The 22,161-nt window shown below is 69.5% G+C and carries 18 protein-coding genes; 8 read left to right on the plus strand and 10 right to left on the minus strand.

Annotation, left to right across the window (positions count from 1 at the left end):
• Positions 1-7: 7 nt before the first annotated feature.
• Both JCR33_RS19255 and JCR33_RS19260 read right to left on the minus strand, forming a co-directional pair.
• Complete coding sequence (locus tag JCR33_RS19255; protein WP_198883756.1) at positions 8-523, minus strand: DUF4405 domain-containing protein; 516 nt, start codon at positions 521-523, stop codon at positions 8-10.
• The gene (locus tag JCR33_RS19260) at positions 516-2,060 is read right to left on the minus strand and encodes an FAD-dependent oxidoreductase (RefSeq protein WP_198883757.1); all 1,545 of its coding nucleotides are present in this window, start codon (positions 2,058-2,060) and stop codon (positions 516-518) included. The genes JCR33_RS19255 and JCR33_RS19260 overlap by 8 nt, the downstream gene beginning before the upstream one ends.
• Before the next feature lie 44 nt (positions 2,061-2,104).
• Between JCR33_RS19260 and JCR33_RS19265 the strand changes: the two genes are divergently transcribed.
• The 3 genes from JCR33_RS19265 to JCR33_RS19275 all read left to right on the plus strand — a co-directional run bounded on the left by JCR33_RS19265 (position 2,105) and on the right by JCR33_RS19275 (position 4,858).
• Positions 2,105-2,602, plus strand: coding sequence for a MarR family winged helix-turn-helix transcriptional regulator (locus tag JCR33_RS19265; RefSeq protein ID WP_198883758.1), 498 nt, complete (start codon positions 2,105-2,107; stop codon positions 2,600-2,602).
• Between the two features lie 10 nt (positions 2,603-2,612).
• Positions 2,613-3,227 (plus strand): LysE family translocator, encoded by a 615-nt coding sequence (locus JCR33_RS19270; protein ID WP_198883759.1) that lies wholly within the window; start codon positions 2,613-2,615, stop codon positions 3,225-3,227.
• A 275-nt stretch (positions 3,228-3,502) separates the two neighbouring features.
• On the plus strand, positions 3,503-4,858 hold the full coding sequence (locus JCR33_RS19275; protein ID WP_198883760.1) for an LLM class flavin-dependent oxidoreductase: 1,356 nt from the start codon (positions 3,503-3,505) through the stop codon (positions 4,856-4,858).
• 44 nt (positions 4,859-4,902) lie between these two features.
• Here the strand turns inward: JCR33_RS19275 and JCR33_RS19280 are convergent, their stop codons facing one another.
• A complete protein-coding gene (locus JCR33_RS19280; protein WP_332461233.1) occupies positions 4,903-6,069 on the minus strand; it encodes an acyl-CoA dehydrogenase family protein in 1,167 nt (388 codons plus the stop codon).
• A gap of 92 nt (positions 6,070-6,161) precedes the next feature.
• Between JCR33_RS19280 and JCR33_RS19285 the strand changes: the two genes are divergently transcribed.
• The 5 genes from JCR33_RS19285 (at position 6,162) to JCR33_RS19305 (ending at position 13,048) form a co-directional block, all read left to right on the plus strand.
• Positions 6,162-7,109, plus strand: coding sequence for a LysR family transcriptional regulator (locus JCR33_RS19285; protein WP_198883761.1), 948 nt, complete (start codon positions 6,162-6,164; stop codon positions 7,107-7,109).
• A gap of 117 nt (positions 7,110-7,226) precedes the next feature.
• Positions 7,227-8,903, plus strand: a complete 1,677-nt coding sequence (gene hutU / locus JCR33_RS19290; RefSeq protein WP_198883762.1) for a urocanate hydratase — start codon at positions 7,227-7,229, stop codon at positions 8,901-8,903.
• A 1-nt stretch (position 8,904) separates the two neighbouring features.
• On the plus strand, positions 8,905-10,314 hold the full coding sequence (locus JCR33_RS19295; protein ID WP_198883763.1) for an MmgE/PrpD family protein: 1,410 nt from the start codon (positions 8,905-8,907) through the stop codon (positions 10,312-10,314).
• Entirely contained in the window at positions 10,311-11,477 is a 1,167-nt protein-coding gene (locus JCR33_RS19300) for a CaiB/BaiF CoA transferase family protein (protein ID WP_198883764.1), read from the plus strand. Before JCR33_RS19295 ends, JCR33_RS19300 begins: the two co-directional genes overlap by 4 nt.
• A gap of 350 nt (positions 11,478-11,827) precedes the next feature.
• A complete protein-coding gene (locus tag JCR33_RS19305) occupies positions 11,828-13,048 on the plus strand; it encodes an AIPR family protein (protein ID WP_211110433.1) in 1,221 nt (406 codons plus the stop codon).
• 246 nt (positions 13,049-13,294) lie between these two features.
• Here JCR33_RS19305 and JCR33_RS19310 read toward each other — a convergent pair whose 3' ends face one another.
• From JCR33_RS19310 to JCR33_RS19340, 7 genes are all read right to left on the minus strand, one after another.
• The gene (locus JCR33_RS19310) at positions 13,295-14,125 is read right to left on the minus strand and encodes an enoyl-CoA hydratase/isomerase family protein (RefSeq protein ID WP_198883766.1); all 831 of its coding nucleotides are present in this window, start codon (positions 14,123-14,125) and stop codon (positions 13,295-13,297) included.
• A 32-nt stretch (positions 14,126-14,157) separates the two neighbouring features.
• On the minus strand, positions 14,158-16,272 hold the full coding sequence (locus JCR33_RS19315) for an acetate--CoA ligase family protein (RefSeq protein WP_198883767.1): 2,115 nt from the start codon (positions 16,270-16,272) through the stop codon (positions 14,158-14,160).
• Positions 16,273-16,339: 67 nt separating this feature from the next.
• Entirely contained in the window at positions 16,340-17,491 is a 1,152-nt protein-coding gene (locus JCR33_RS19320) for an ABC transporter substrate-binding protein (RefSeq protein ID WP_198883768.1), read from the minus strand.
• A 34-nt stretch (positions 17,492-17,525) separates the two neighbouring features.
• Positions 17,526-18,320: an ABC transporter permease gene (locus tag JCR33_RS19325; protein WP_198883769.1), complete on the minus strand. Its 795-nt coding sequence runs from the start codon at positions 18,318-18,320 to the stop codon at positions 17,526-17,528.
• Positions 18,317-19,159, minus strand: coding sequence for an ABC transporter permease (locus JCR33_RS19330; RefSeq protein WP_198883770.1), 843 nt, complete (start codon positions 19,157-19,159; stop codon positions 18,317-18,319). Before JCR33_RS19330 ends, JCR33_RS19325 begins: the two co-directional genes overlap by 4 nt.
• A 49-nt stretch (positions 19,160-19,208) precedes the next feature.
• Entirely contained in the window at positions 19,209-20,297 is a 1,089-nt protein-coding gene (locus JCR33_RS19335) for an ABC transporter ATP-binding protein (protein WP_198883771.1), read from the minus strand.
• A 1,236-nt stretch (positions 20,298-21,533) separates the two neighbouring features.
• On the minus strand, positions 21,534-22,160 hold the full coding sequence (locus tag JCR33_RS19340; RefSeq protein ID WP_211110434.1) for a hypothetical protein: 627 nt from the start codon (positions 22,158-22,160) through the stop codon (positions 21,534-21,536).
• Between the last annotated feature and the right edge of the window lies 1 nt (position 22,161).

Raw genomic sequence — 22,161 nt, forward strand, 5'->3', positions numbered from 1 at the left:
GCGGCGGCTATCGGTGCAGGACGATCAGCCCCAACATGTGGAACTCGTCCATCCGGTGCGCGCTCGCGAGCTCGTCGATCGACTGGTCGGGCGTCGCGCTGATGCCGTGCGCCGCGAGCCGCTGCAACAGCTCGTCGGGCTCGACGCGGGTGAGCGCGGCGAGGACGGACAGGGGCGCTTCGAGGAGGGCCTCGGCGAGCGGCCACTTCAGTTGCGGCGCGGTGATCTGCCCGAACGAGATGGTGGAGGCGAGGAGGACGGCGGCGAAGAGGGCGACGCTCGCCCGGCCCCACGTGGATCTGAGGTGGAACTTGAGGGGGCGGACGTTCACCGCGATGTGGGCGCCCGCGCCCAGCAGGAAGAGCCACGAGAACCACTCGTGGACGAAGGTGACGTAGCCGGGCACGACGTCGAAGAACATCAGGACGCCCGTCGCCGCCATCAGGATGAACGAGCCGAGGGTGAGCGGCGTCGCCCAGGTGCGCATCGTGAACGCCTTCGCCATGATGGGGACCTCAGCCATGAGGAGAGACCTCGGTGGTGGTGACGGGGCGCGCCGGATGCGCGACGACGCCGAGGGCCGGGAAATAGGCGTCGAGCGCGGCGGTGTCGTCGGCGCCGAGGATCGCGCCGACATAGCCGTCGGGGCGGACGAGGGCGCACTCGCCCGGCGCGAGCCCATAGGCGGCGGCGATGTCGCCGGAGGTGTCGAGGATGTCGCCGGCGGGGCCGATCACGTGGATGTGGAGGTTCGCGCGCGGGGCGATCGCGCCGTGTCCGCCCGCCTGGACGAGGAGCGTCCAGTGCGGTCCCTTGAAGAGGTGGAACAGTCGCGAGGGCTGGCCCGCGGCGCCGTGGAGGCGGGCGTCGGGCGCGCGATCGCCCGCCCGCAGCCCGCGCCGGCGGTCCAGCGCCTCGACGGTGAGGGGGGAGCCGCGATAGCCGATGTCGAGCTGGCGCACCTCGCGCCCCCGCCGCATCGCGCCCTGCGTCTGCGCATCGAGCAATCTGGTCGCGAGGCGCAGCATGTCCTCAGCCACGGGGCGGCGCTCGGCCTCGTAGGTCGCGAGGATGTCGTCCCCGGCGCCGGCGATGACGGCGGCGAGCTTAAAGCCGAGATTGTAGGCGTCCTGCACGCTGGTGTTGAGGCCCTGCCCGCCGGTCGGCGGGTGCACGTGGGCGGCGTCGCCGACGAGGAGGACGCGTCCCGCACGATAGCGCTCGGCGAGGCGGGCGCTCATCTCGTAGGCCGACGCCCAGGCGACCGATCGGACGGCGATGTCGTCGCGGCCGGTGCGCCGCGCGAGGAGGGCCGTCAGCCCCGTGGCGGTGAGGTCGACGTCGCCGTCCATCGGCACCGGGCCCTGGATCTGAAAGAGGTCGGTGCCGGCGAGTGGGGTGATCGAGACCTGCTCGCTCATCGCGCCGCCGCGGGCGAAGCGGTGCGCGAGGCCGCGCGAGAGGCCCTCGAGGGCGACGTCGGCGACGATGGCGCGAACCCCGAGCGTGTGGCCCGGAAAGGCGATGCCGAGGGCATGGCGCACGAAGCTGCGCCCGCCGTCGGCGCCGATCAGCCAGCCGACGCGGAGGGTTTCGGTGCCTTCGGCGGACGTGATGCGGGCGGTGACGCCGTCCCCGTCCTGCTCGAAGCCGACGAGCGTGCGGCCGGCCTCCACGTCGACGCCGAATTCGCTCAGGCGATCGCGCAGCAGGCGCTCGGTCACGAACTGCGGCACCATCAGCGGCATCTGGTAGGGCTCGGCCGGCGTCGGCTCGGCGGGCTCGGCCATCGCGGCGTCGGTGACACTGCCATCGTCGTGATAGGTGCGCTGGGGCGGGTAGCGGCCGCCGGCGGCCACGGCTTTGTCGAGCACGCCGAGATCCTCGAAGATCTCCTGGGTCCTCGGCTGGATGCCCTTGCCGCGCGAGCCGGGGAAGGGATCCGCGGCCTTGTCGATCAGCCGGAAGGATATGCCGCGACGCGCGAGGTCGATCGCCAGCGTGAGGCCGGCCGCACCCGCGCCGCAGATGAGTACATCCGCGGCAAGACGATTTGTCATTGCTGCCTCCATATGTGTATTATGCACGTAATAGGAGCCGAGGCATGTCGTCAACAAAAAACGTGCATAATACACATATGAGCCCGATGATGCGTGACCTGCACGGCGCGCTGATCGAGATCGTCAGCGTCATGAATCGGCCGCAGCGGGACGAGGAGCTGGTGCGCGAGGCCGGCGTGTCGCTGGATCGCGCGTTGTTTCGGCTGTTGGTGGCGGTGGAGCGGCTCGGTCCGATCGGCGTCGTCGAGCTCGCCGACCGGTTGGGTGTCGACCACACCACCGTCAGCCGGCAGATTGCCAAGCTCGACGGTCTCGGCCTCGTCTCCCGGCAGGGCAATCCGGCCGACCGCCGGGTCCGCGAGGCCGTGGTCACCGAGGCGGGGAAGGCGATGACGGACAAGATCGACGCGGCGCGCGAGCGGATGAGCCGGGCGATCTTCGAGACCTGGAAGGACGAGGACGTCGCCGATCTCGTCCGCCTGATGTGCCGCTTCGCCGAAGCCTTCAGGGACGGGCCGAAAGAGGGCGGCGGCGAAGGGTAGGGGAGACAGAATGGTCGATCTGTCGGACATCGTGTCCGTCGCCGCCGCGTTCTTCGTGGTGACGGTCTCGCCGGGGCCGGCGAACGTCGCCGTCGCCACCGTGGCGATGGGCTCGGGGCGCCGCGACGGGTTCCTCTTCGGCGTCGGACTGTCGGTCGGGCTCGCCGTCTGGGGCGTCGTCGCGGCGACCGGGCTCGGCGCGCTGCTCCACGGGGCGACGGCGCTTCTGACGGTGCTGAAGCTCGGCGGCGGGCTCTATCTGCTGTGGCTCGCGGTTCAGTCCGGCCGCGCGGCGCTGAGGGCGGGGGACGCGCCGGCAGCGGCGCCGCGGCGGGGCTTCCGGCACGGGCTGGTGCTCAATCTTTCCAATCCGAAGGCGGTCGTCGCGTGGATGGCGGCGCTTTCGATGGGGCTCGGGGCGGGCGACAGCGCGCTTCAGGTGGCGGTCGCGACGCTCGTCTGCGCCGCGCTGGGGTTCGTGAACTACACGGGCTATGCGCTCGCCTTTTCGCTGCCCGGCGTGATGGCCGGATATCGGCGCCTGCGCCGATCGATCGACGGGCTGGTCGCCGCGCTGTTCGCGGCCGCGGGCGTCGGCCTCATCCGGTCCGCCTTGGCGCGCTGAGCCGCGCAGCCGGGCGGCGGCATCGCGCCGCTGGCCCGCCGTCCGGCTTGCCAGGGCGGCCCATTTTGTATTTACATATATGAGGTATTCACAAGCATGCGACGGTCGATCGGCCGCGCCGCTCAACGGCGGATTCCTGCATGGATGCGATCCATCGCCCGGGCGTCATCGCGTGGCGGACGCCCCCTGCCATCGCCCGCGCGGCCCCTTCCGGCGCGCCGTCGACGGGCGCGCCGTCCTCCCCATTCTCCGAGCAGCGATAGGCAGGATCTCAGATGGTGAAAGACGGAAAGATGTCGCTCGCGCTGTTGGCGCTGGTGAACGGCCATCACAGCGCCGGCTGGCGCAACACGGCGAGCGACACCGACACCGCGACCGACATCGACTATTTCACCTACCTGGCGCAGCGGGCCGAGCGGGCGAAGTTCGACCTCTTCTTCATCGCCGACACGCCGGGTGCGCGCATCGACCACCTCGACGCCTATTCCCGTGGCCCGAACTACATGAACTGCCTGGAGCCGACGACGCTGCTGTCGGCGCTCGCGCGCGGCACCGAGCGGATCGGCCTCGGCGGCACCGCCTCGACGAGCTTCTACGAGCCGTTCAACCTCGCCCGCCTGTTCGCCTCGCTCGATCACATCAGCCATGGGCGGGCGGCCTGGAACGTGGTGACGTCGAGCAACGACCACGCCGCGCGCGCCTTCGGCCACGCCAAGCTGCCGCCGCACGCGGAGCGCTATGCGCGGGCCAAGGAGTTCGTGGAGATCGTGCGGGCGCTCTGGGACACCTACGAGGACGACGCCATCCGCTTCGACAAGGCGACGGGCGAGTATTTCGATCCGGCGAAGTTCCACCCGATCGATCACGAGGGCGCCTTCTTCAAGGTCCGCGGCGCGCTCAACATCGCGCGGCCGCCGCAGGGCCAGCCCGTCATCATCCAGGCGGGGGCGTCCAACGCCGGCCGCGAGCTCGCCGCCGAAACCGCCGACCTGGTGTTCAACTCCGACGACACGTTCGAGGAGGCGAAGGCCTACTACGACGACGTGCGGGCGCGCGTGGCGCGGTTCGGCCGCGACCCGTCGACGCTGAAGGTGCTGGCCGGCTTCGCCCCGGTGTGGGGCGAGAGCAAGTGGGAGGCGGAGGACAAGCACCGCACGCTGCAGGAGCTGGTCACCCCGATGGTGGGCAAGCAGCGGGTCGGCCAGGACCTCGAGGCGGACCTTTCCGGCCTCGATCCCGATCAGCCGGTGCCGCTCGACATCATCCCCGCCTCGGCCAACCAGCACACCCGCTACTTCGAGCAGCTCGTGCACATGATCAAGCACGAGCGGCTGACCCTGCGCCAGCTCTGGCAGCGTTACGAGCGCGGCAACAAGCGCGTGCTCGGCACCGCCAAGGACATCGCCGACGTGATGGAGGAGTGGTTCGCTGGCAAGGCCTGCGACGGCTTCATGGTGATCTGTCCGCAGCTTCCGGTGGGCATCGAGGAGTTCGCCGACCACGTGGTGCCCGAGCTGCAGCGTCGCGGCCTCTACCGCGAGGACTATAGCGGGACGACGCTGCGCGACCATCTCGGCCTCGCGCGGCCGCAGAGCCGCTACGCGAGGACGGCCGAGCCGGCGATGGGCTGACGGTGGCCCGCCGCCGGTCGGAGTGTCGCGGACGTCCCGGCCGGTCAGCCGAGGAGGTCGCGCGCGATGATGGTCCGCTGGATCTCCGAGGAGCCTTCGTAGATCCGCAGGATGCGCGCGTCGCGCACCAGGCGCTCGACGCCGAGCGCGGCGGTGTAGCCGTAGCCGCCGTGGATCTGCTGCGCCGCGTCGACGATGCGCCCCACCGCCTCCGCGGCGAAGAGCTTGGCGTGCGCCGCCTCGCGGGTGAAGCGGGCGCCGGCGGCGCGCAGCCGCGCCGCGTTGAGGCCGAGGAGGCGTGCCGCCTCGAGTGCGGTCGCCATGTCGGCGAGCATCCACTGGAGGCCCTGGAAGTGGGCGATCGGCCGGCCGCCGATCTCGCGCGCCTTCATCCAGTCCCGCGCCGCGCCGAGGCCCGCGCGGGCGATCCCGGTGGCGGCGGCGCAGACCTCCACGCGGCCGTTGTCGAGCACCTTCATGGCGGTGGCGAAGCCCTTGCCCTCGGGGCCGAGCCGATCCCTTTCGGGCACGACGACCGCGTCGAGCGAGACCTCGAAGATGTGTCCGCCGCGGATACCCATGGTCGGCTCGGCCGGACCGCAGCGCACGCCCGGCGCCTCGCGCGGCACGACGAAGGCGGAGATCCCCCGCGCGCCGGCCGCGGGGTCGGTGACGGCGAACACGATGATGAAATTCGCGGCACCGGCGTTGGAAATGAAGTGCTTCGTGCCGGTGAGGACGTAGTCGCCGCCGTGGCGGCGCGCCCGCGTCGTCATGTCGGCGGGGTTGGAGCCGGCCTGCGGCTCGGTGAGGGCGAACGCGCCGAGGAGGGTGCCCGCGGCCGCGCCGGGCAGCCAGCGGGCGCGCTGGGCGTCGTCGCCGCCGAGGAGGATCGCGTCGGTGGCGAGATAGTGCGCCGTCAGCATGGAGCAGGTCGAGGCGCAGGCCGCCGCCACCTCCTCCACCGCCAGATAGAGGGCGAGCGGGGAGGCGCCCGCTCCGCCCCATGCCTCGGGCAGGTTGAGGCCGGCGAGGCCGATCGCGCCGAGCGCCGGCCAGTGGCAGCCGGCGAAGGCGGCGTCGCGGTCGATCCGCGCCGCCTCGGGCGCCAGCACGTCGCCGGCGAAGCGGGCGATGTGTCGCGCCATCGCGTGGTCGTCTTCCGTGGCGAACGGGGTCGCGCCGGGCGGCATCTCGAAAGTGTTGAACACGGGCGGGGCCTGAGCATCTGCGGTCGGCCCGAACATTGCAGAGGGCGGGTATCCGAAAAAATACTCGTTGGTCATAGGGCGTATAGGGCTCGATGATACGCTTCACATTCCGGCAGCTCTCCTACTTCGTCGCCGCGGCCGAGACCGGCTCGACGCTGAAGGCCGCCCAGCGGCTGAGCGTCAGCCAGCCCGCGGTGTCCGTCGCGATCAGCCAGCTCGAGGAGCTGTTCGAGCAGAAATTGTTCATCCGCCGGCACAGCCAGGGGATGGAGCTGACGCTCTACGGCCAGCGCAAGCTCGTCGCCGCCCGCCACCTCCTCGCCCAGGCGAACGCGTTCGGCCAGCTCGACATCGACGGGGCGGTGTCCGGCGCGCTCGAGATCGGCGTGTTCTCCACCCTCGCGCCCGCCTTCGCGCCGGGGTTGCTCGCCGCGTTCGCCAAGGCCCACCCGGGCGTGCGGGTGACGATGCGCGAGGAGGACCTCGACGGGGTCAAGAAGTCGCTGATGAGCGGCCGGGTCGAGCTGGCGCTCCTCTACGAGCTCGAATCGAGTGACGAGCTGACCCGCATCCCGCTCGCCGACTTCCATCCCTACGCCCTGTTGCCGGCCGGTCACCCGCTCGCCGCGCAGGACAAGGTGAGCCTGCGCGACCTCGCCAAGGAGACCTTCCTCCTCATCGATCTGCCGCAGAGCCGGGACTATTTCATCTCCCTCTTCCGCCAGGTGGACGCGATGCCGGCGAAGGTGCTGCCCTGCACCTCGATCGAGACGCTGCGCGGGATGGTCGCCAACAATTTCGGCGTGTCGGTCCTCGTGACCCGCCCGCCGTGCAACATCAGCAACGACGGGATGCCGCTCGTCTCGCGCACGCTGCGCGAGGCCGTACCGCCCCAGCGCGCGATCATCGCCACCTCGGCGAACGTGTTGCCGACGCCGGCCGCGCAGGCCTTCATCGAGGTGGCGAAGACCTGGCTGCCGGCCCGCGCGCACGAGCTCGCGACGGTCCAGCCGCTCGCCTACGCGATGGCGGCTGAATAAGGATCGTTCATCCTCCCTATCGAAAATCATTAGTTCTGCTTAGGCCGCTTCGCTCCTACCGTCTGGCCGGCTCGCCGCGCGGTGTCGTCGCCGCCGGCGGATGGAAGCGGAGGGCCGATGAACAGCGAGCCTGCCAACCGACGGATCGTGCGCGCCCCGCGCGGAACCACGCTCACCGCCCGATCCTGGCAAACCGAAGCGCCGCTTCGGATGCTGATGAACAATCTCGATCCGGAGGTGGCGGAGCGGCCGGAAGACCTCGTCGTCTACGGTGGGCGGGGTCGCGCGGCCCGCAACTGGGAGGCCTTCGACCGCATCGTCGCGACGCTCACCGACATGTCCGACGCCGAGACGCTGCTCGTCCAGTCGGGCAAGCCCGTCGGCGTGCTCGCGACGCATCCGGACGCGCCGCGCGTCCTCATCGCCAACTCCAACCTCGTCGGCAAATGGGCGACGCAGGAGGTGTTCGACGCGCTGGAGCGGCAGGGCCTCATGATGTTCGGCCAGATGACCGCCGGCTCGTGGACCTATATCGGCTCGCAGGGGATCATCGGCGGCACCTTCGAGACCTTCGTCGAGGCCGGGCGGCAGCACTATGGCGGCGACCTCTCCGGGCGCTGGCTCCTGACCGGCGGGCTCGGCGGCATGGGCGGCGCACAACCGCTCGCGGGCGTCATGGCGGGCTGCTCGGTGCTCGCGGTGGAGATGCGCCCCGCCGCCATCGCCCGGCGCATCGAGAGCGGCTATCTCGACCGCGAGGCGGCCGATCTCGACGAAGCGCTGCGGCTCATCGACGAGGCGAAGGCGAGCGGCACGGCGATCTCGGTCGGCCTCCTCGGCAACGCCGCCGAGGTCTACGAGGAGATCCTCGCGCGCGGTGACCTCCCCGACCTCGTGACCGACCAGACCGCGGCGCACGACCCGCTGCAGGGCTATGTTCCGGCGGGCTGGACGATCGACGAGTGGGAGAGCCGGCGCGAGCGCGACCCGGCCGGCGTGATCGCGGCGGCGAAGGTCTCGATGGCGCGGCAGGTGCGCGCGATGCTCGCCTTCAAGGCGCGCGGCGTGCCGGTGTTCGACTACGGCAACAACATCCGCCAGATGGCGCGCGACGCCGGCGTCGAGGAGGCGTTCGACTTCCCGGGCTTCATCGCGGCCTACGTGCGGCCGCAGTTCTGCCGCGGGCGCACGCAGTTCCGCTGGATCGCGCTGTCGGGCGAGGCGGAGGACATTCGCGTCTCCTCCGAAGCGCTGAAGGGGGTGGTCTCCGACCCGACCTTCACCCGGTGGATCGAGATGGCGAGCGAGCGCATCCGCTTCCAGGGGCTGCCCTCGCGCAGCTACTGGATGGGGCTCGCGGACCGCGTCGCGGCGGGCCTCGCGCTCAACCGCATGGTGGCGGAGGGGGTGGTGTCGGCGCCGATCGTCGTGACGCGCGACCACATCAGCTCCGGCTCGGTGGCGAGCCCCAACCGCGAGAGCGAGGGGATGCTCGACGGCTCCGACCCGGTGGCCGACTGGCCGATGCTGAATGCGATGTCGGCCTGCTCCAGCGGCGCCACCTGGGTGTCGCTGCACCATGGCGGGGGCACGGGCATCGGCTTTTCCCAGCACGCGGGCTTTGCGTGCGTGGCGGACGGCAGCGATGCGGCGGCGGCGAAGATCGCCCGCGTTCTCGGCAACGATTCGTCCGTCGCCGTGTTCCGTCACGCCGACGCCGGCTACCCCGAGGCGGTGGAGACGGCGCGTGCCGAGGGGCTGAGGCGGCCCTACGCCGAGGCGCTGCGGGGCTGAGATGGCCGCCGCGCCGCCGCCGGCGATCCTCGCGCGCATCGGCGGCTGGGCGGCCGCGCTCGCGCCGGGCGACATTCCCGAGCCCGTTCGCCACGTCGCGCGCCGGGCGATCATCGACACCATCGGCGTGATGATCGCCGGGGCGGACACCGCGGTGGGCCGCCTCGCCGCCGTGGAGGCGCGCGCGACCTATGCGCCGGGCCCGGCGCGGCTCGCGGCCGGCGGCGCGCTCGCCGGGCCCGGCGCCGCCTTCGCCAACGCCACGGCGGCGCACGCGCTCGACTTCGACGACAATTGCTACGCCGGCGTGGTGCACGGCTCGGCGGCGGTGCTTCCCGCCGCGCTCGCCTCGGTGCAGGAGGCCGGCGGCGACGGCGCCGCTCTCCTCCTCGCCTTCGTCGCGGGGTCGGAGGTCGAATATGCCATCGGCGAGGTTCTCGGCGACGCGATCTACGCCCGCGGCTGGTGGACGTCGGCGCTCTTCGGCACGGCCGGCGCGGCGGCGGCGGCGGGGCGGGCGATGGGGCTCGTGCCGGGCGCGATGGCGGCCGCGCTCGGGACGGCGCTCGCCGGTGCGGGCGGCGTCAAGGCGGCCTTCGGGAGCGATGCCAAGCCGCTGCTCCTCGGTCGCGCCAGCGCCGCGGGCCTCGGCGCGGCGCGGCTTGCCGCGATGGGCGCCTCGGGGCCCGACGCCGCGCTCGAGGCGGCGGCGGGACTTGCCGCCCTCCTCGGTGTGACGCCCGCGGCGGAGCGGGCGGGCGGCCCGGCCGAGTGCGGCTGGCGCCTCCTGACACCGGGCCTCGACGTCAAGCGCGTGCCGGTCTGCCTCTCCGCCCACGCGGCGATCGATGCGTTGGAGGACCTATGCCGGGAGACCCGCGTCGCGGGCGAGGCGATCGCTGCGATCGAGGTCGACGCACCGGCGCTCGTCTGGCGCAATCTCGGCCATCCGCGGCCGCGCACGGCGCGCGAGGCGCAGTTCTCGATGCCCTTCGTTCTCGCGATGACGGCGCTCGGGCGGCCGCTGACGGTCGCCGCGCTCGACGAGGCCGTCGCCCCCGACGCCCCGCTCGCGGCGCTGATGGAGAGGGTGAGCGCGCGCTCCTCGCCGGAGTGGGACGCTCCGGCGCGCCGGGCGGCGGCCCCCGAGGGCGCCGCCCTCAGGGTGCGTCTGCGCGACGGGCGGGTGCTCGAGGCGGCGCGCGACCGGCCGCGCGGCGGCGCCGACGACCCGCTCTCCGACGCCGAGCTCGATGCGAAATTCCTCACCTGCGTGGCGCCGAGCCTCGGTGTGGACGCCGCGGCGGCGCTTCTCGCCCGGCTCCGGCGCCTCGAGGCGATCGCCGACCTTTCGGATCTTCCCCGACCCGCCGCGGCCGCGTCCGCCGCCCCCAAGGAGACGAGCTCATGACCGACCTGCCGCCGCCCCTCGACGGGGTTCGCGTCCTCGACTTCTCGCGCGTGCTCGCGGGGCCCTTCTGCACGGCGCTGCTCGCCGACGCGGGGGCGGACGTCGTGAAGGTCGAGGCGCCGGCGGGCGACGATGCGCGCCACTTCGAGCCGCGGACGGGTGAGGAGAGCGGCTACTTCCTGCTCATCAACCGCAACAAGCGGTCCGTGGTGCTCGACCTCAAGAGCGAGGAGGGGCGGGCGGTGGCGCACGCCCTCGCGCGGCGGGCCGACATCGTGGTGGAGAACTTCAAGCCCGGCGTCGCCGCGCGGCTCGGCATCGACTACGCGAGCCTCGCGGCGCAGAACCCGCGCCTCGTCTACGCCTCCATTTCGGGCTTCGGGCAGACCGGGCCGCTCACCGACCGGCCGGCCTACGACATCATCGCCCAGGCGATGAGCGGGCTGATGAGCGTCAACGGCAGCCGCGACGGGCCGCCGACCCGCGTCGGGGAATCGATGGGCGACCTCATCTCCGGGCTCCACGCGACGTGGGCGATCCTCGCCGCGCTCAACGGGGCACGGCGTGACGGGCGTGGCCAGCATCTCGACGTGGCGATGGTCGATTCCTTGTTTGCCACCATGCTGACGGTGCTGGCGCAGCACCTCTTCACCGGCAGGGTGCCGCAGCGGGAGGGGAACGCCCATCCGCTGTCGGCGCCGCTCGACGCGTTCCAGGCGGCCGACGGGATGCTGATCATCGCGGTTGCCAACGACACGCTCTTCGCCCGCCTCGCGAGCGCGATCGGCAAGCCGGGTCTCGCCGCCGATCCGCGCTTTGCGACGGACGCGGTGCGCAAGGCCAACGAGGGGGCGCTGAAGGGGGAGATCGAGGCGTGGACGGGCGCGCGTACGGCGGTGGACGCCGTCGCGGCACTGAGCGCGGTGGGGGTGCCGGCCTCGCCGATCCTCGCGATCGACGAGGTGGTGGCGAGCGCTCACGCGAAGGCTCGCGGTCTCGTCTCGAGCGCGCTCCACGACGCCCTCGGGGAGATCCCCGTGGTGCGCCAGCCGGTGCATTTCCTCGGCTCCGGGCCGCTTCCCTGCCGCGCCGCCCCCACCCTCGGCGCCGACACCCGGGACGTGCTGGCGGAGATCGGTTGGCCAAGCGCCGCGGCGGAGTGAGGCTGTGGCCCGGATGTCGAGCGATGTGTGTTGACCCATTCCCGCCTTTCACGCCAGGGTTAAGCGACCCCCTAAGCGGAAGTTCATGGATGGCTGATGGCCATCACTTGCGCCAGATTAAGCCGCCAGGAAGATGCCCCGGCCGTTTCAGTAGTCTGTGTCCAGACCCTTTAGCGGCGATCGCACGCTGCTCGGCGGGCATGTCCACGCAAGTCTGATCGGATCCGCAATCGATGCGCCTTAATTGATATACTTCAAGGTCCGCCGGTCTTGTCAGGATCTAGCTTTGACAAACTGACAAACGCAATTGACGTCGTGGGGCAGTGCAATTATTGTTGCATCGCTGGCTCGTGTTGATCGCCCAGGGTGGGTGCGTCGTTGTAGCGGTCAGCGGAAAAATGGAAGGTGATACCATGACCGCTCCAGCGAGCGACGTATACACGTTCGGCTTTCACAAGTGCCGAAACATCTCCTCCCCCGATGATGAAGCTGCCAACCGACGAGTGTATTCCGGATCGGCGCCAGCTCGGTCGGTAATCGGACTCGATGATAACGAGAATGTCCGAGAGTACTTGGTTGACGCCAAGGGGAAGCAGAAAAAGTCCCCTACACTTGTGCATCAGGCGATGCGTAAGAGCCTTAGAGAGACCCCGGACACTTTTGGTGTACTCAACAGCGGAACTGTCATCGTCGCACGCCAAGCCGAAGTCGACGATAAAAACCGCAAGATTTATTTAACTCGCGCTAGTATAATTAATGGATCGCAGACCCGCGGAGAGTTGAAGCGCTACTTTGACCAAAAAACAGCCGATGATGTCGCGGAACCAAGTATTAAATTTGAGATTATCGTCACAACAGACGACGATTTGATAGCCGAGATCTCGATCTCTAGAAACTTTCAAAATGACGTTAAGCCGATCTCGATTGCCGGGAGGCGTGGTCAACTTGATGAGCTTGAAAAGAGCATTCAACTTGTTGATCCGTCTGGGAAGCTGCGCAAAAGCGAGAGTGACTTGCTAGCGGACGACAACTTCGTCGATACCGAGAAGGTCATACAAGCCACATTCGCATTGCTCCCCGACGACCTCTTGCCGCCGGAGGGAATGGTCATTGACCTCACCAGTAAGGTATTTGCCTACAGCCAGAAGACACGTTGCCTGAAAGTTTTTCAGAAGCTGGCCGATGAGTCTGATTCGGACATGTATAAGGCCTTTCTTGGCATCGCTCCACTTGCGTGGTCGCTGTACAAAAAGTGGAAGGTCCATCAAGGTTTCATTGGCACCGGAATCCGTTCAATCGAACGTGCGAACGGTCAGGTGGTGGAAGTTCCGGATGGCATCATTTTTCCCATAATCGCCGCTCACTCTGTCTTCGTATATAAGGCCGAGGCCGGTTGGCAGTTAGGCAAGCCCGATCAGCTTAGCGATGAAGAGATTATTGGAGTCGCAAAGCAAGCATACATGGAAATAGCAGGTCACAACCCCCAGACCATGGGGAAGAACAAGGCGTGCTACACGTCATTGATGCAAATTACGTCGATCTACGCTAAGCTTCTGAAGAGTATGGCATAACCATTTGTTTTCTCGAGACGAAACGTCCTTGGCTGGATCACGTCCTGCCAGGGACGGAGGTACATTTGGGCAGCGTCGTAGCGGCGCCCACCTATGAGCTGCCGGACGACTGCATTCAACCGCTTGCTCCGACGCGGCGAGCGTCCGGAATTGGCACATTGGCGACACCACCATGCGGTGATGCGCCGTGGCGCCGTCCCTCCCCGCGGGGGCATCACCCGCCGCCAGCGGCGCGTCGCCGCCGCCTCAGATCTTCGCGTTCTCGAACTGGGCGGTGCGCCACTTGACGGCGGCGCCGAGGCCTTCGGCCTTGACGATCTCGCGGAACTTTGCGCCCGCCTCGGTCTGGGCCGCGTAGAGCGGGGCGACGACGTCGAGGCCGACGTGCATCGCGTCGCGGAAGCCGGCCCGGTCGGCGCCGCGCACCAGGGCGAGCTTCGTCGTCGTCAGCGCCTCGGCGTCGACGAGGGCGAGGCGGTGGGCGTATTTGAGGGTCTTCTCCTCGAGCTCGGCGAGCGGCACGACGCGGTTCACCATGCCGAGGCGCAGCGCCTCCTCCGCGTCGATCATGTCGCCGAAATAAAGGAGCTCGCGGGCGCGCTTGAAGCCGACGATCCAGGGCATCACCAGCGCGGGCCCGGAGTTCGCGAAGCGGATCTCCGGCTCGCCGAACTTCGCGTTGTCGGCCGCGATGGTGAGGTCGCAGAACATCGCGAGCTCGCAGCCGCCGCCGATCGCGTGGCCTTGCACCGAGGCGATCACCGGCTTGCGCATGTACCAGGGGATCATCTCGAACTCGAGCTGCGGGGTGAGGTGCTTGTGATACTGCAAGGGATCGCTGCGCCAGGCGTCCTTCACCGGATCGCGCGGGCCGCCGATGTCGTAGCCGGCGCAGAAGCTGCGGCCCGCGGCGCGCAGGATCACGACGCGCGTGGCGGGATCCTCGTCGGCGCGCACCAGGGCGTCGGTGAGGTCGGTCCGCAGCTCCTTGCTGAGGGCGTTGAGCTTCTCGGGCCGGTTCATCGTGACGATCGAGACGTTGCCGTCGACGGCGTAGTTGGCGAGACCTTCAGACACGTCGCATTCCTTTCGACAGTTCGGGCGCGGGGTCAGCCCGCCGCCGCGCCGGCGGCCCGTTCCACCACGAGATCGACGCCGACGACGCCGTGGCCGCGCTCCAGCACCATGAGGGGGTTGATCTCGACGGCGGCGATGTCGGCGCCCATCCCGGCCGTCAGCTCGGAGAAGCGGGCGATGGCGGCGGCAGCGGCCGCGACGTCGGACGGCGGCGCGCCGCGCACCCCGGCGAGGAGGCGCCCGGCCGTGGTCTCGGCGAGCATCTCGTGCGCGCTCGCCTCGTCGACGGGGCCGATGCGCACGCTGACGTCGTTCAAGAGCTCCACGAGCACGCCGCCGACGCCGACGATGATCGTGACGCCGAATTCGCCGGCATGGCGCGCGCCGACATAGAGCTGCACCGCCTTGCCGGTCATCGGCTGGACGACGATCTCGCCGGCGTCCGACGCGCCCGCGTATCGCGACAGGGTGGCGGCGGTCTCGCGGTAGGCGCGGCTGAGGGCGTCCGCGTCGGCGAGGGCGAGGTGGACGAGGCCGTGCTCGCTCTTGTGGGGCATCGCGGCGAGGAGACCCTTGAGCACCACCGGGTAGCCGAGCTCGTCGGCGATGGCGAGGGCGGCGGCCTCGGAGGCGGCGACGCGGGTCGGCGCCATCGGCACGCCCGCCTCGCCGAGGAGGGCGTAGCGCTCCGCTTCGCCCGCCTCGAGGAGGTTCGGCGCCGAGGCGGCGGCCGGCGAGCGGGCGAGCGCGGGGGCGGGGCGGCGCCGGCTCCACGGCGACAGGGCGCCGAGCGCGGTGCGCATGCCGGCGAGGTAGGGCAGGCCCGCCTCGTCGAGCAGCGCCTTCACCTTGGGGTTGGGGCCGCAGGGGGCGGTGTTGTTGGCGAGCACCAGGCGGGTGCCCTCGGGCACCTTGCCGGCGCGCAGGAACGCGCCGTAGGTCGCCGCGATGTCGATCGCGGTGCGCCCGCCGTTGGGGTCGGTTCCGGGCGCGTCGACGGCGGCGAGGATGGTGCCGACGCCGGGCTCCGTCATCAGCGTCTCGAGGAGGGTGCCGAACAGCGAGCCGTCCCAGCCGAGGCCGTAGGCGTCGACCGGGTTGTCGCGCGCCGTCGCGGGGTAGAGGTCGCGCACCTGCGCCTTCGCCGCCGGCGAGAGCGGCGGCAGCGCGAGCCCCGCCGCCTCGGCGAGGTCGGCGAGGAGGGCGCCCTCGCCGCCGGAGACCGTGACCGCCGCGACGCCGGGCGCCGCCGGCGGCTCCGGGTGCGCCGCGCACAGGATGGCGAGCTCCATCAGCTCGTCCATGTCGGCGGCGCGCATGATGCCGAGGTGGGCGAAGAAGGCCTCGTAGGTCGCGTCCTCGCCGGCGAGGGCGCCGCTGTGGGAGGCGACCATCGCGCCGCCCTGCGCCGAGCGGCCGGCCTTCAGGACGATGACCGGCTTGCCGCGCTCGGCCGCCCGCAGCGCCGCGGCGGCGAAGCGGCGCGGGTCGCGGATCGTCTCGATATAGAGCGCGATCACCCCGGCGTTGTCGTCGTCGACGAGGGCGTCGACATAGTCGGCGAGGGTGGAGACCGCCTCGTTGCCGACGGTGATGATGTGGGAGAAGCCGCCGCGCGGCTCCGTGCTCAGCGCGATGGCGACCGAGCCGCTCTGGGAGACGAGTGCGATGGGCCCGCGCGCGGGGCGCAGCGGCGATCGCCCGGTCCACAGGATGACGTTCCCCGCGACGTTGGCGAGCCCCATGTTGTTGGGGCCGCACAGCACCATGCCGGCTTCGCGCGCGATGGCCGCGAGCCGGTCCTGGCGCGCGAGCCCCTCCGCGCCCGCGTCGGAAAAGCCGCTGGCGTTGACGATCGCCGCCTTGACGCCGGTGTCGGCGGCATCGCGCAGCACCGCCTCGACGTTGGCGGCGGCGACGGCGATGAAGACCGCGTCGGGCGGGGCGGGAAGCGCCGCAAGGGAGGGGTGGCAGGGCGCGCCGTTCAGCTCGGCATATTTCGGGTTGATCTGGTGGATCTCGCCCGGAAAGCCGCCGTCGCGCAGTCCGCGGAAGACGCGGTTGCCCGCCGAGTCGCGGGTGGAGACCCCCACCACCGCGACCGAGCGGGGGGAGAGGAGGGCGTGCATGCTGGCGTGTCGGGTCATCGTCTCTGCCGGGTGGGGTGGTCCACGGGAGCACCGCCCCCGTGGATCCGAAGCGTTGATCGGGCGGTCAGGACTGGAGCCAGGCCTCGAAGCGCTCGAAGATCTCGGCCTGATGCTCCGACCACCATTGGTAGTTGATCGGGAAGGCCAGCTTGGAGTTGTCCGGATAGGACGGCAGGAACGGACCGATGCTGTCGTCGAGATAGTCGTAGGCCTTGAGGTTCGTCGGGCCGTAGTAGGTGGCGCGGGCGAACACGGCCTGCGGCTCGGCGCGGCCGACGATGTCGAGGAGCTGCATGGCGCCCTCGGGGTTCGGGCTGTTGCGCAGCGCGAACCACAGCTCGTAGTCGGAGTTGTAGGTCGCCTGGTTCCAGACGATGCCGAAGTTCGCCCCGTTGTCCTTGATCGACTGGACGGCGCGGCCGCTCCATATGACGCAGAGGTCGACCTCGTTGTCCTGGATGAGCTGCTGGGTCTCCGAGCCCGAGTTCCACCAGAAGTTCACGTGCGGCTTGATCTCGTCGAGCTTGGCGAAGGCGCGGTCGAGGTCGAGCGGGTACATCTTCTCGGGGTCGAGCGGCATGCCGTCGGCGATCAGCGCCGCCTCGAGGGTGGAGTAGGGGCGGCGGAACATGGCGCGCCGGCCGGGGAACTTCTCGACGTCCCAGAAGTCCGCCCAGCTCTTGGGGTGATCGTCGCCGGGCCACTTCGCCTTGCTGTAGACCATGAGGGTCGACAGCGTGATCGAGGAGATGGCGTTCGGATACTTGAGCTGGTTCGGCGTGAGCGCGCTCTTGTCGATGACGTTCCAGTCCATCTCGGCGTTGAGGCCGAGCTTGAGCATGCGCATGCTCTCGAGCGCGCCGGCCTCCATCACGTCGATCTGCTGGCGCTTGGCCTGGTCCATCGCGATGACGCGGGCGAACTGCATCGGCGTGACGTAGTTGTAGCTCTCGCCGGTCTTCTCGCTCCAGGGGTCGAGATAGGCCTTCTGCATGGCGTCCTGCCACGAGCCGCCGTAGCCCATGGTGGTGATCGGCCCGGATGCGCGCGCGGTGCTCATCGCCATGGAGTGGACGCCGGCGACGAGCGGGGTCGCGACGGCCGCCTTGCCGAGGACCTTCAGGAAGCCGCGGCGGTCCATCCCTCGCGTCTCGTGCAGCACGTTGCGCAGAATATCGAGCGAGCGCTCGACCTCGTCCTTGTCCCTATAGGTCATGTCGTACCTCCTTCGTTGCGTCGTTGCGGAGAGGTCAGGCGGCGCGGCGCCTCACGTCGGTCCGTCGGATCAGGGCGATCATGATGAGGAGCAGCACGCCGAGGGCGATCACCGAGGTGGTGGCGGCGGCGATGGTCGGATCGACCGTCACCTTCACGCCCTCCCACAGCTTGACCGAGATCGGCTTGCGGATCGTGCCGAGCACGAAGGTCGCGATCAGCAGCTCGTGCGCCGAGTGCATGAACGCGAAGATCGCCCCCACCATGACGCTCGGCGCGATGATCGGCAGGGTGACGTTGACGAACGCGCGGGCCGGCCGCGCGCCGTGCGCCACCGCGGCGCGCTCGATGTTCTCGTCGATCTGACCGAGGCTCGCGACGACGTTGATGACGACGAACGGGATGCCGGAGACGGCGTGCGCGAAGGCGAGCCCGTAGACCGTGTCGAGCAGGCCGAGCGGCACGTAGAACTGATAGATCGAGATCGCCTGGATGATCGTCGGCGTCATGAAGGTGGACAGGAGCAGGCCGCTGAGGAAGCCGCGGCCGCGCCTGACGTAGCGCACCAAAGCGATCGCCATCGGCACGGAGACGACCACCGCGACGACGACCGAGATCACCCCCACCTGCACGGTGAGGACGAGGGCGTTGACCCAGGACGGGTCGGTCAGGATCTTCTCGTACCACTGCAGCGAAAGCCCCGGCGGCGGGAAGCGCAGGAAGCTCGCCGAGCTGAACGAGATGCCCACCACGACGATGACCGGGAAGAGCAGCATCGCGAGGACGAAGACGTTGACCCCGCGCAGGATGTTGGTGAGGACGGCGCTCATGACTTGCCGTCTCCGCCGAACAGCCGGTCCATGCCGAAGACGAGGTTGTAGACGACGAGGATCGCCACGCTGAAGACGAGCAGGATGACGCCGGCGGCCGAGGCGACCGACCAGTTGAGGAGCTCGGTGGCGAGGATCATGATCGTCTGGCTGATCATCGTCTCGCTGGGGCTGCCGAGGAGGGCGGGGGTGACGTAGAAGCCCATCGCCACGACGAAGACGAGAAGGCTCGCCCCGTAGATCCCCGGCATGCTGAGCGGCAGGAACACGGTGAGGAAGGCGCGCGTCCGGCTCGCGCCGTGGATCGCCGCGGCGTCGAGGAGGCGGCGGTCGATGCGCAGCATGGCGCCGAACAGCGTCAGGATCATGAGGGGCAGGAGGATCTGCGTCATCGCCAAGGTGACGCTGAAGAGGTTGTAGAGCATCGCGATGGGCTGCTCGATGATGCCGAGCGAGATCAGCAGCCGGTTGATGAGCCCCTCGCGCCCCAAGAGGACGAGCCAGGCGTAGCTGCGCACGATGTAGTCGAGCCAGTAGGGCACGATCACCATGACGAGGGCGACGGCCCGCCACCAGCCCGACAGGACGGTGAGCATGTAGGCGATCGGGTAGCCGAGGAGGAGGGTGCAGACGGTGGTGACGACGGCGACGCGCAGCGTGTTGCCGAGGACCTTGGAGTAGACCGGCGAGGTGAACACCGTCTCGTAGGAGGCGAGGCCGCCCTCCCGGAAGCCGTTGATCGCCAGGAGCACGATCGGCAGGATGAAGAAGAAGCCGATCCAGATCAGGCACGGCGCCATGAGGAGCGCACCGGTCGTGTTTCGCGTCAGGTGGCGCAAGTAGGGGCTCCGTGGACGGGGTTCGGCGTTCTCACGGCGGTGGCCGCCGTCATCGCTTCAGGAGGCGGGAGACGTCGACCTTCCAGCTGACGCCGATGTCGGCGCCGCCACCGACCGGCTGATGCCGTCCGGTGCGGATCGAGATGACGTCGGAGGTGTTCTTGATGCGGGCGGTGATCCTGAGGGAGTCGCCGTGGAAGTCGACCGTCTCCACCGTCGCGGCGACGTCGACGGTGCGCTCCTGCGCGCCCGTCGGCGCGCCGACCGTGATGTCTTCCGGGCGGATGAAGATATACGCTGCCTCGCCGACGTTCATCGACTGGCCGCGCCGCGGCACGGCGAGGCGGGTGCCGTCGCCGAGGGCGACGAGGTAGTCCGATGCGTCGACGCCCTCAACCGTCGCCGGAATGAGGTTCGAGCCGCCGAGGAAGTTGGCGACGAACACGTTGTCGGGCTCGTCGTAGATCTGCGTCGGGGTGCCGACCTGGCTGATCCGGCTGTCGTTCATGACGACGACGAGGTCGGACATGACGAAGGCTTCGGTCTGGTCGTGGGTCACGTAGATGAAGGTGGCCCCGGTCTGTCGCTGGATCTCCTTGATCTCGATCTGCACCTGGTCGCGCAGGCGACGGTCGAGGGCGCCGAGCGGCTCGTCCATGAGGAGGAGACGGGGCCGGGAGGCGAGGGCGCGGGCCATCGCCACGCGCTGCTGTTGGCCGCCCGAGAGCTGCTTGGGCAGGCGCGTCTCGTAGCCTTCGAGGCGCACCATCGCGAGACACTCGCGCACCCGCTCGGCGACGGCGGCGCGGCTCATCCGGTCGCGCATCTTCAGGGGATAGGCGACGTTGTCGCCTACCGTGAGGTGCGGGAAGAGGGCGTAGGACTGGAACACCATGCCGATGTTCCGCTTGTAGGTCGGGATCTGCGACACCGCCTGGTCGTTGAAGCGGATCTCGCCCTCGTCGGGCGTCACGAAGCCGGCGATCGCGTTGAGCGTGGTGGTCTTGCCCGATCCGCTCGGGCCGAGAAGGGTGGCGAAGGAGCCGGAGGGAACGCGCAGCGAGATGTCGTCGATGGCCGCAAAGGAGCCGTAGCGCTTGGTCAGATTGCGCAACTCGACATCAATGCCATAGGCCATGCAGCGGTCCTTGTCGGCTCCCGGATGGTCGCGGAACGGGTGCGGAGGCCGGCGAGGCGCCGTCCGCGGAGCACAGCTAGGCATGCCCGTCGGGGCGCTTCAAATGATATTATGGCATTGTCTATATAAGTGGTTCTTATTACTTCGGCACGACCCGAAGTCTCGGCGAATGCAGGGCGATCGGTTTTCGGCGGCGGGCGCGGCCTGCGCGGCGTCGCGGGCGCCGCTCGGCGATCGCGGCGAAACCCTGTTCCGGCCGGCACGACGGGCGTTTGCAGCCCACGCCGATCGATCGGGCCCGGTCGTTCCGGTCCGGGTCGTTCGGGGCCGGATCATGAGGTCGGGTCATGAGGTCGGGTCATGGGGCCGGCGGCTGCGCCTCGGGGGTCGTGCTCCGCGATGCGACCGGCGCATGGCGCTCAGGGTGCGCCACCGTGCCGCGCGGCCCGTCTTCCTGCCCTCCGTAGCGACGTTTGGCAAGGGGCGGGAGCGGTGATCGGGGAGGGGCCAGTCGGCCGGAGCGGGGGTGGCGGAGCCGGAGGGATTACGATTATCGACATAAGCCGCTGATATTCAATGGATACCCCGCTCTTTAAGCTCTATCGTGCCTAACGTAGTGCCTAATATTTTGCAGTGCGTAACGGACTCGCGTTCATGGAAAGTTCTTTCCGTTGTCCACAGATGGATCTCTCGCGCGCTTACGTGCTGCACATAGCCGCCCAGCTGCCCGTTGTCGCTCGCGTCGGCAGCCGTCGCATATCCGGCGCCGGCACTGCGTCGCTTCAGGGATAGGCCCATCGCAATCCACGCATCGCAGAGCCGCCAGCGCCTCGGAGAGCGGCGGTTGATCACGGCTTGCCCGCTTCCGATCGTACTCGGCTCGCCGTCCGCAGGCCCGGCTGCAATAGATGGCATCGCTCCGAGTGCCGGTGAAGGTCGTGCCGCAATGGGCGCATGATCGATTCGCGCGCGCTCGCCGCCGCTCCTCCGACTCGACCGCGGTGTTGAAGACGCTCGCCGCCCGCGCACGGCAGCGCCCGCTACAATATTTCGCGTCGTTGCGCCGTGGGGTGAACACCTCGCCGCAGCGTGGACAGGTGCGAGGCACCGCAGGATGGTGCCGCCGGTAGTGCGCCCGCGCGGCGCATCGACGGCTGCAATAGCGTCGATTGCTGGCCGTCGTCTGGATCGCCGTCCCGCACCACTCGCACACGTCGTCGGGCAGGTCGTCGAGGTTCATGCCTGCCGCCGCATCTCGCGCTGCGTGGCGTAGAAGCACGCCGAGCCGCAATATCGTTGGTCCCGCTTCCGGCTTCGGTACATCGTCCCGCACCGCTCGCAGGCCCGTGCCGGCGCACGATCACGATAGGCCGCATCGGACGCTGCACGCTGCGCTCGCGCCTCGTCGCTCGTGTCGCGTTCGCGACGGCTGGTGTGCCACGCGGCCGCGCACACGGTGCTGCAAAACTTATAGTGATGGCCCTCCAGCGGCCCGCGGCACCGGAGGCAGTTCTCGCGCTCGATGGGCAGGGCGCCGTCCTGGGTCCATTCCGGCTGGCCCTCCTTCCATGATGGCCGGGTGGCGCCGATCATCGCCAGCGCGCGGGACACAATGTCGGCGGCCGCTGCGTCGGCCTCCTGCCACGTCCATCCCTCGGTGCAGAGGCCGGAACGGATGCCGTGACGGCAGGACGCCTCGAACGCGAACCGGGACGGTGCGCCGGCCTCGAACCCCGCCTTCATGATCTCGGCCACGTTGTCGATCATGCGCCGCCGTCTGGCGTCGTTGAGCTGCCGCTGCTTCGGCTTGGCCGTCTTCTTGGTCTCCCGCTTTGGCGGCGACCAGGGGACCCGAGCAAGCATG

Source organism: Acuticoccus mangrovi (genome assembly GCF_016411865.1).
GTDB lineage: Bacteria > Pseudomonadota > Alphaproteobacteria > Rhizobiales > Amorphaceae > Acuticoccus > Acuticoccus mangrovi.

Coding starts and splice junctions, on each gene's coding strand:
- JCR33_RS19255 (WP_198883756.1), bottom strand. CDS start 523: ATGGCTGAGGTCCCCATCATGGCGAAGGCGTTCACGATGCGCACCTGG.
- JCR33_RS19260 (WP_198883757.1), bottom strand. CDS start 2,060: ATGACAAATCGTCTTGCCGCGGATGTACTCATCTGCGGCGCGGGTGCG.
- JCR33_RS19265 (WP_198883758.1), top strand. CDS start 2,105: ATGTCGTCAACAAAAAACGTGCATAATACACATATGAGCCCGATGATG.
- JCR33_RS19270 (WP_198883759.1), top strand. CDS start 2,613: ATGGTCGATCTGTCGGACATCGTGTCCGTCGCCGCCGCGTTCTTCGTG.
- JCR33_RS19275 (WP_198883760.1), top strand. CDS start 3,503: ATGGTGAAAGACGGAAAGATGTCGCTCGCGCTGTTGGCGCTGGTGAAC.
- JCR33_RS19285 (WP_198883761.1), top strand. CDS start 6,162: ATGATACGCTTCACATTCCGGCAGCTCTCCTACTTCGTCGCCGCGGCC.
- hutU (WP_198883762.1), top strand. CDS start 7,227: ATGAACAGCGAGCCTGCCAACCGACGGATCGTGCGCGCCCCGCGCGGA.
- JCR33_RS19295 (WP_198883763.1), top strand. CDS start 8,905: ATGGCCGCCGCGCCGCCGCCGGCGATCCTCGCGCGCATCGGCGGCTGG.
- JCR33_RS19300 (WP_198883764.1), top strand. CDS start 10,311: ATGACCGACCTGCCGCCGCCCCTCGACGGGGTTCGCGTCCTCGACTTC.
- JCR33_RS19315 (WP_198883767.1), bottom strand. CDS start 16,272: ATGACCCGACACGCCAGCATGCACGCCCTCCTCTCCCCCCGCTCGGTC.
- JCR33_RS19320 (WP_198883768.1), bottom strand. CDS start 17,491: ATGACCTATAGGGACAAGGACGAGGTCGAGCGCTCGCTCGATATTCTG.
- JCR33_RS19325 (WP_198883769.1), bottom strand. CDS start 18,320: ATGAGCGCCGTCCTCACCAACATCCTGCGCGGGGTCAACGTCTTCGTC.
- JCR33_RS19335 (WP_198883771.1), bottom strand. CDS start 20,297: ATGGCCTATGGCATTGATGTCGAGTTGCGCAATCTGACCAAGCGCTAC.
- JCR33_RS19340 (WP_211110434.1), bottom strand. CDS start 22,160: ATGCTTGCTCGGGTCCCCTGGTCGCCGCCAAAGCGGGAGACCAAGAAG.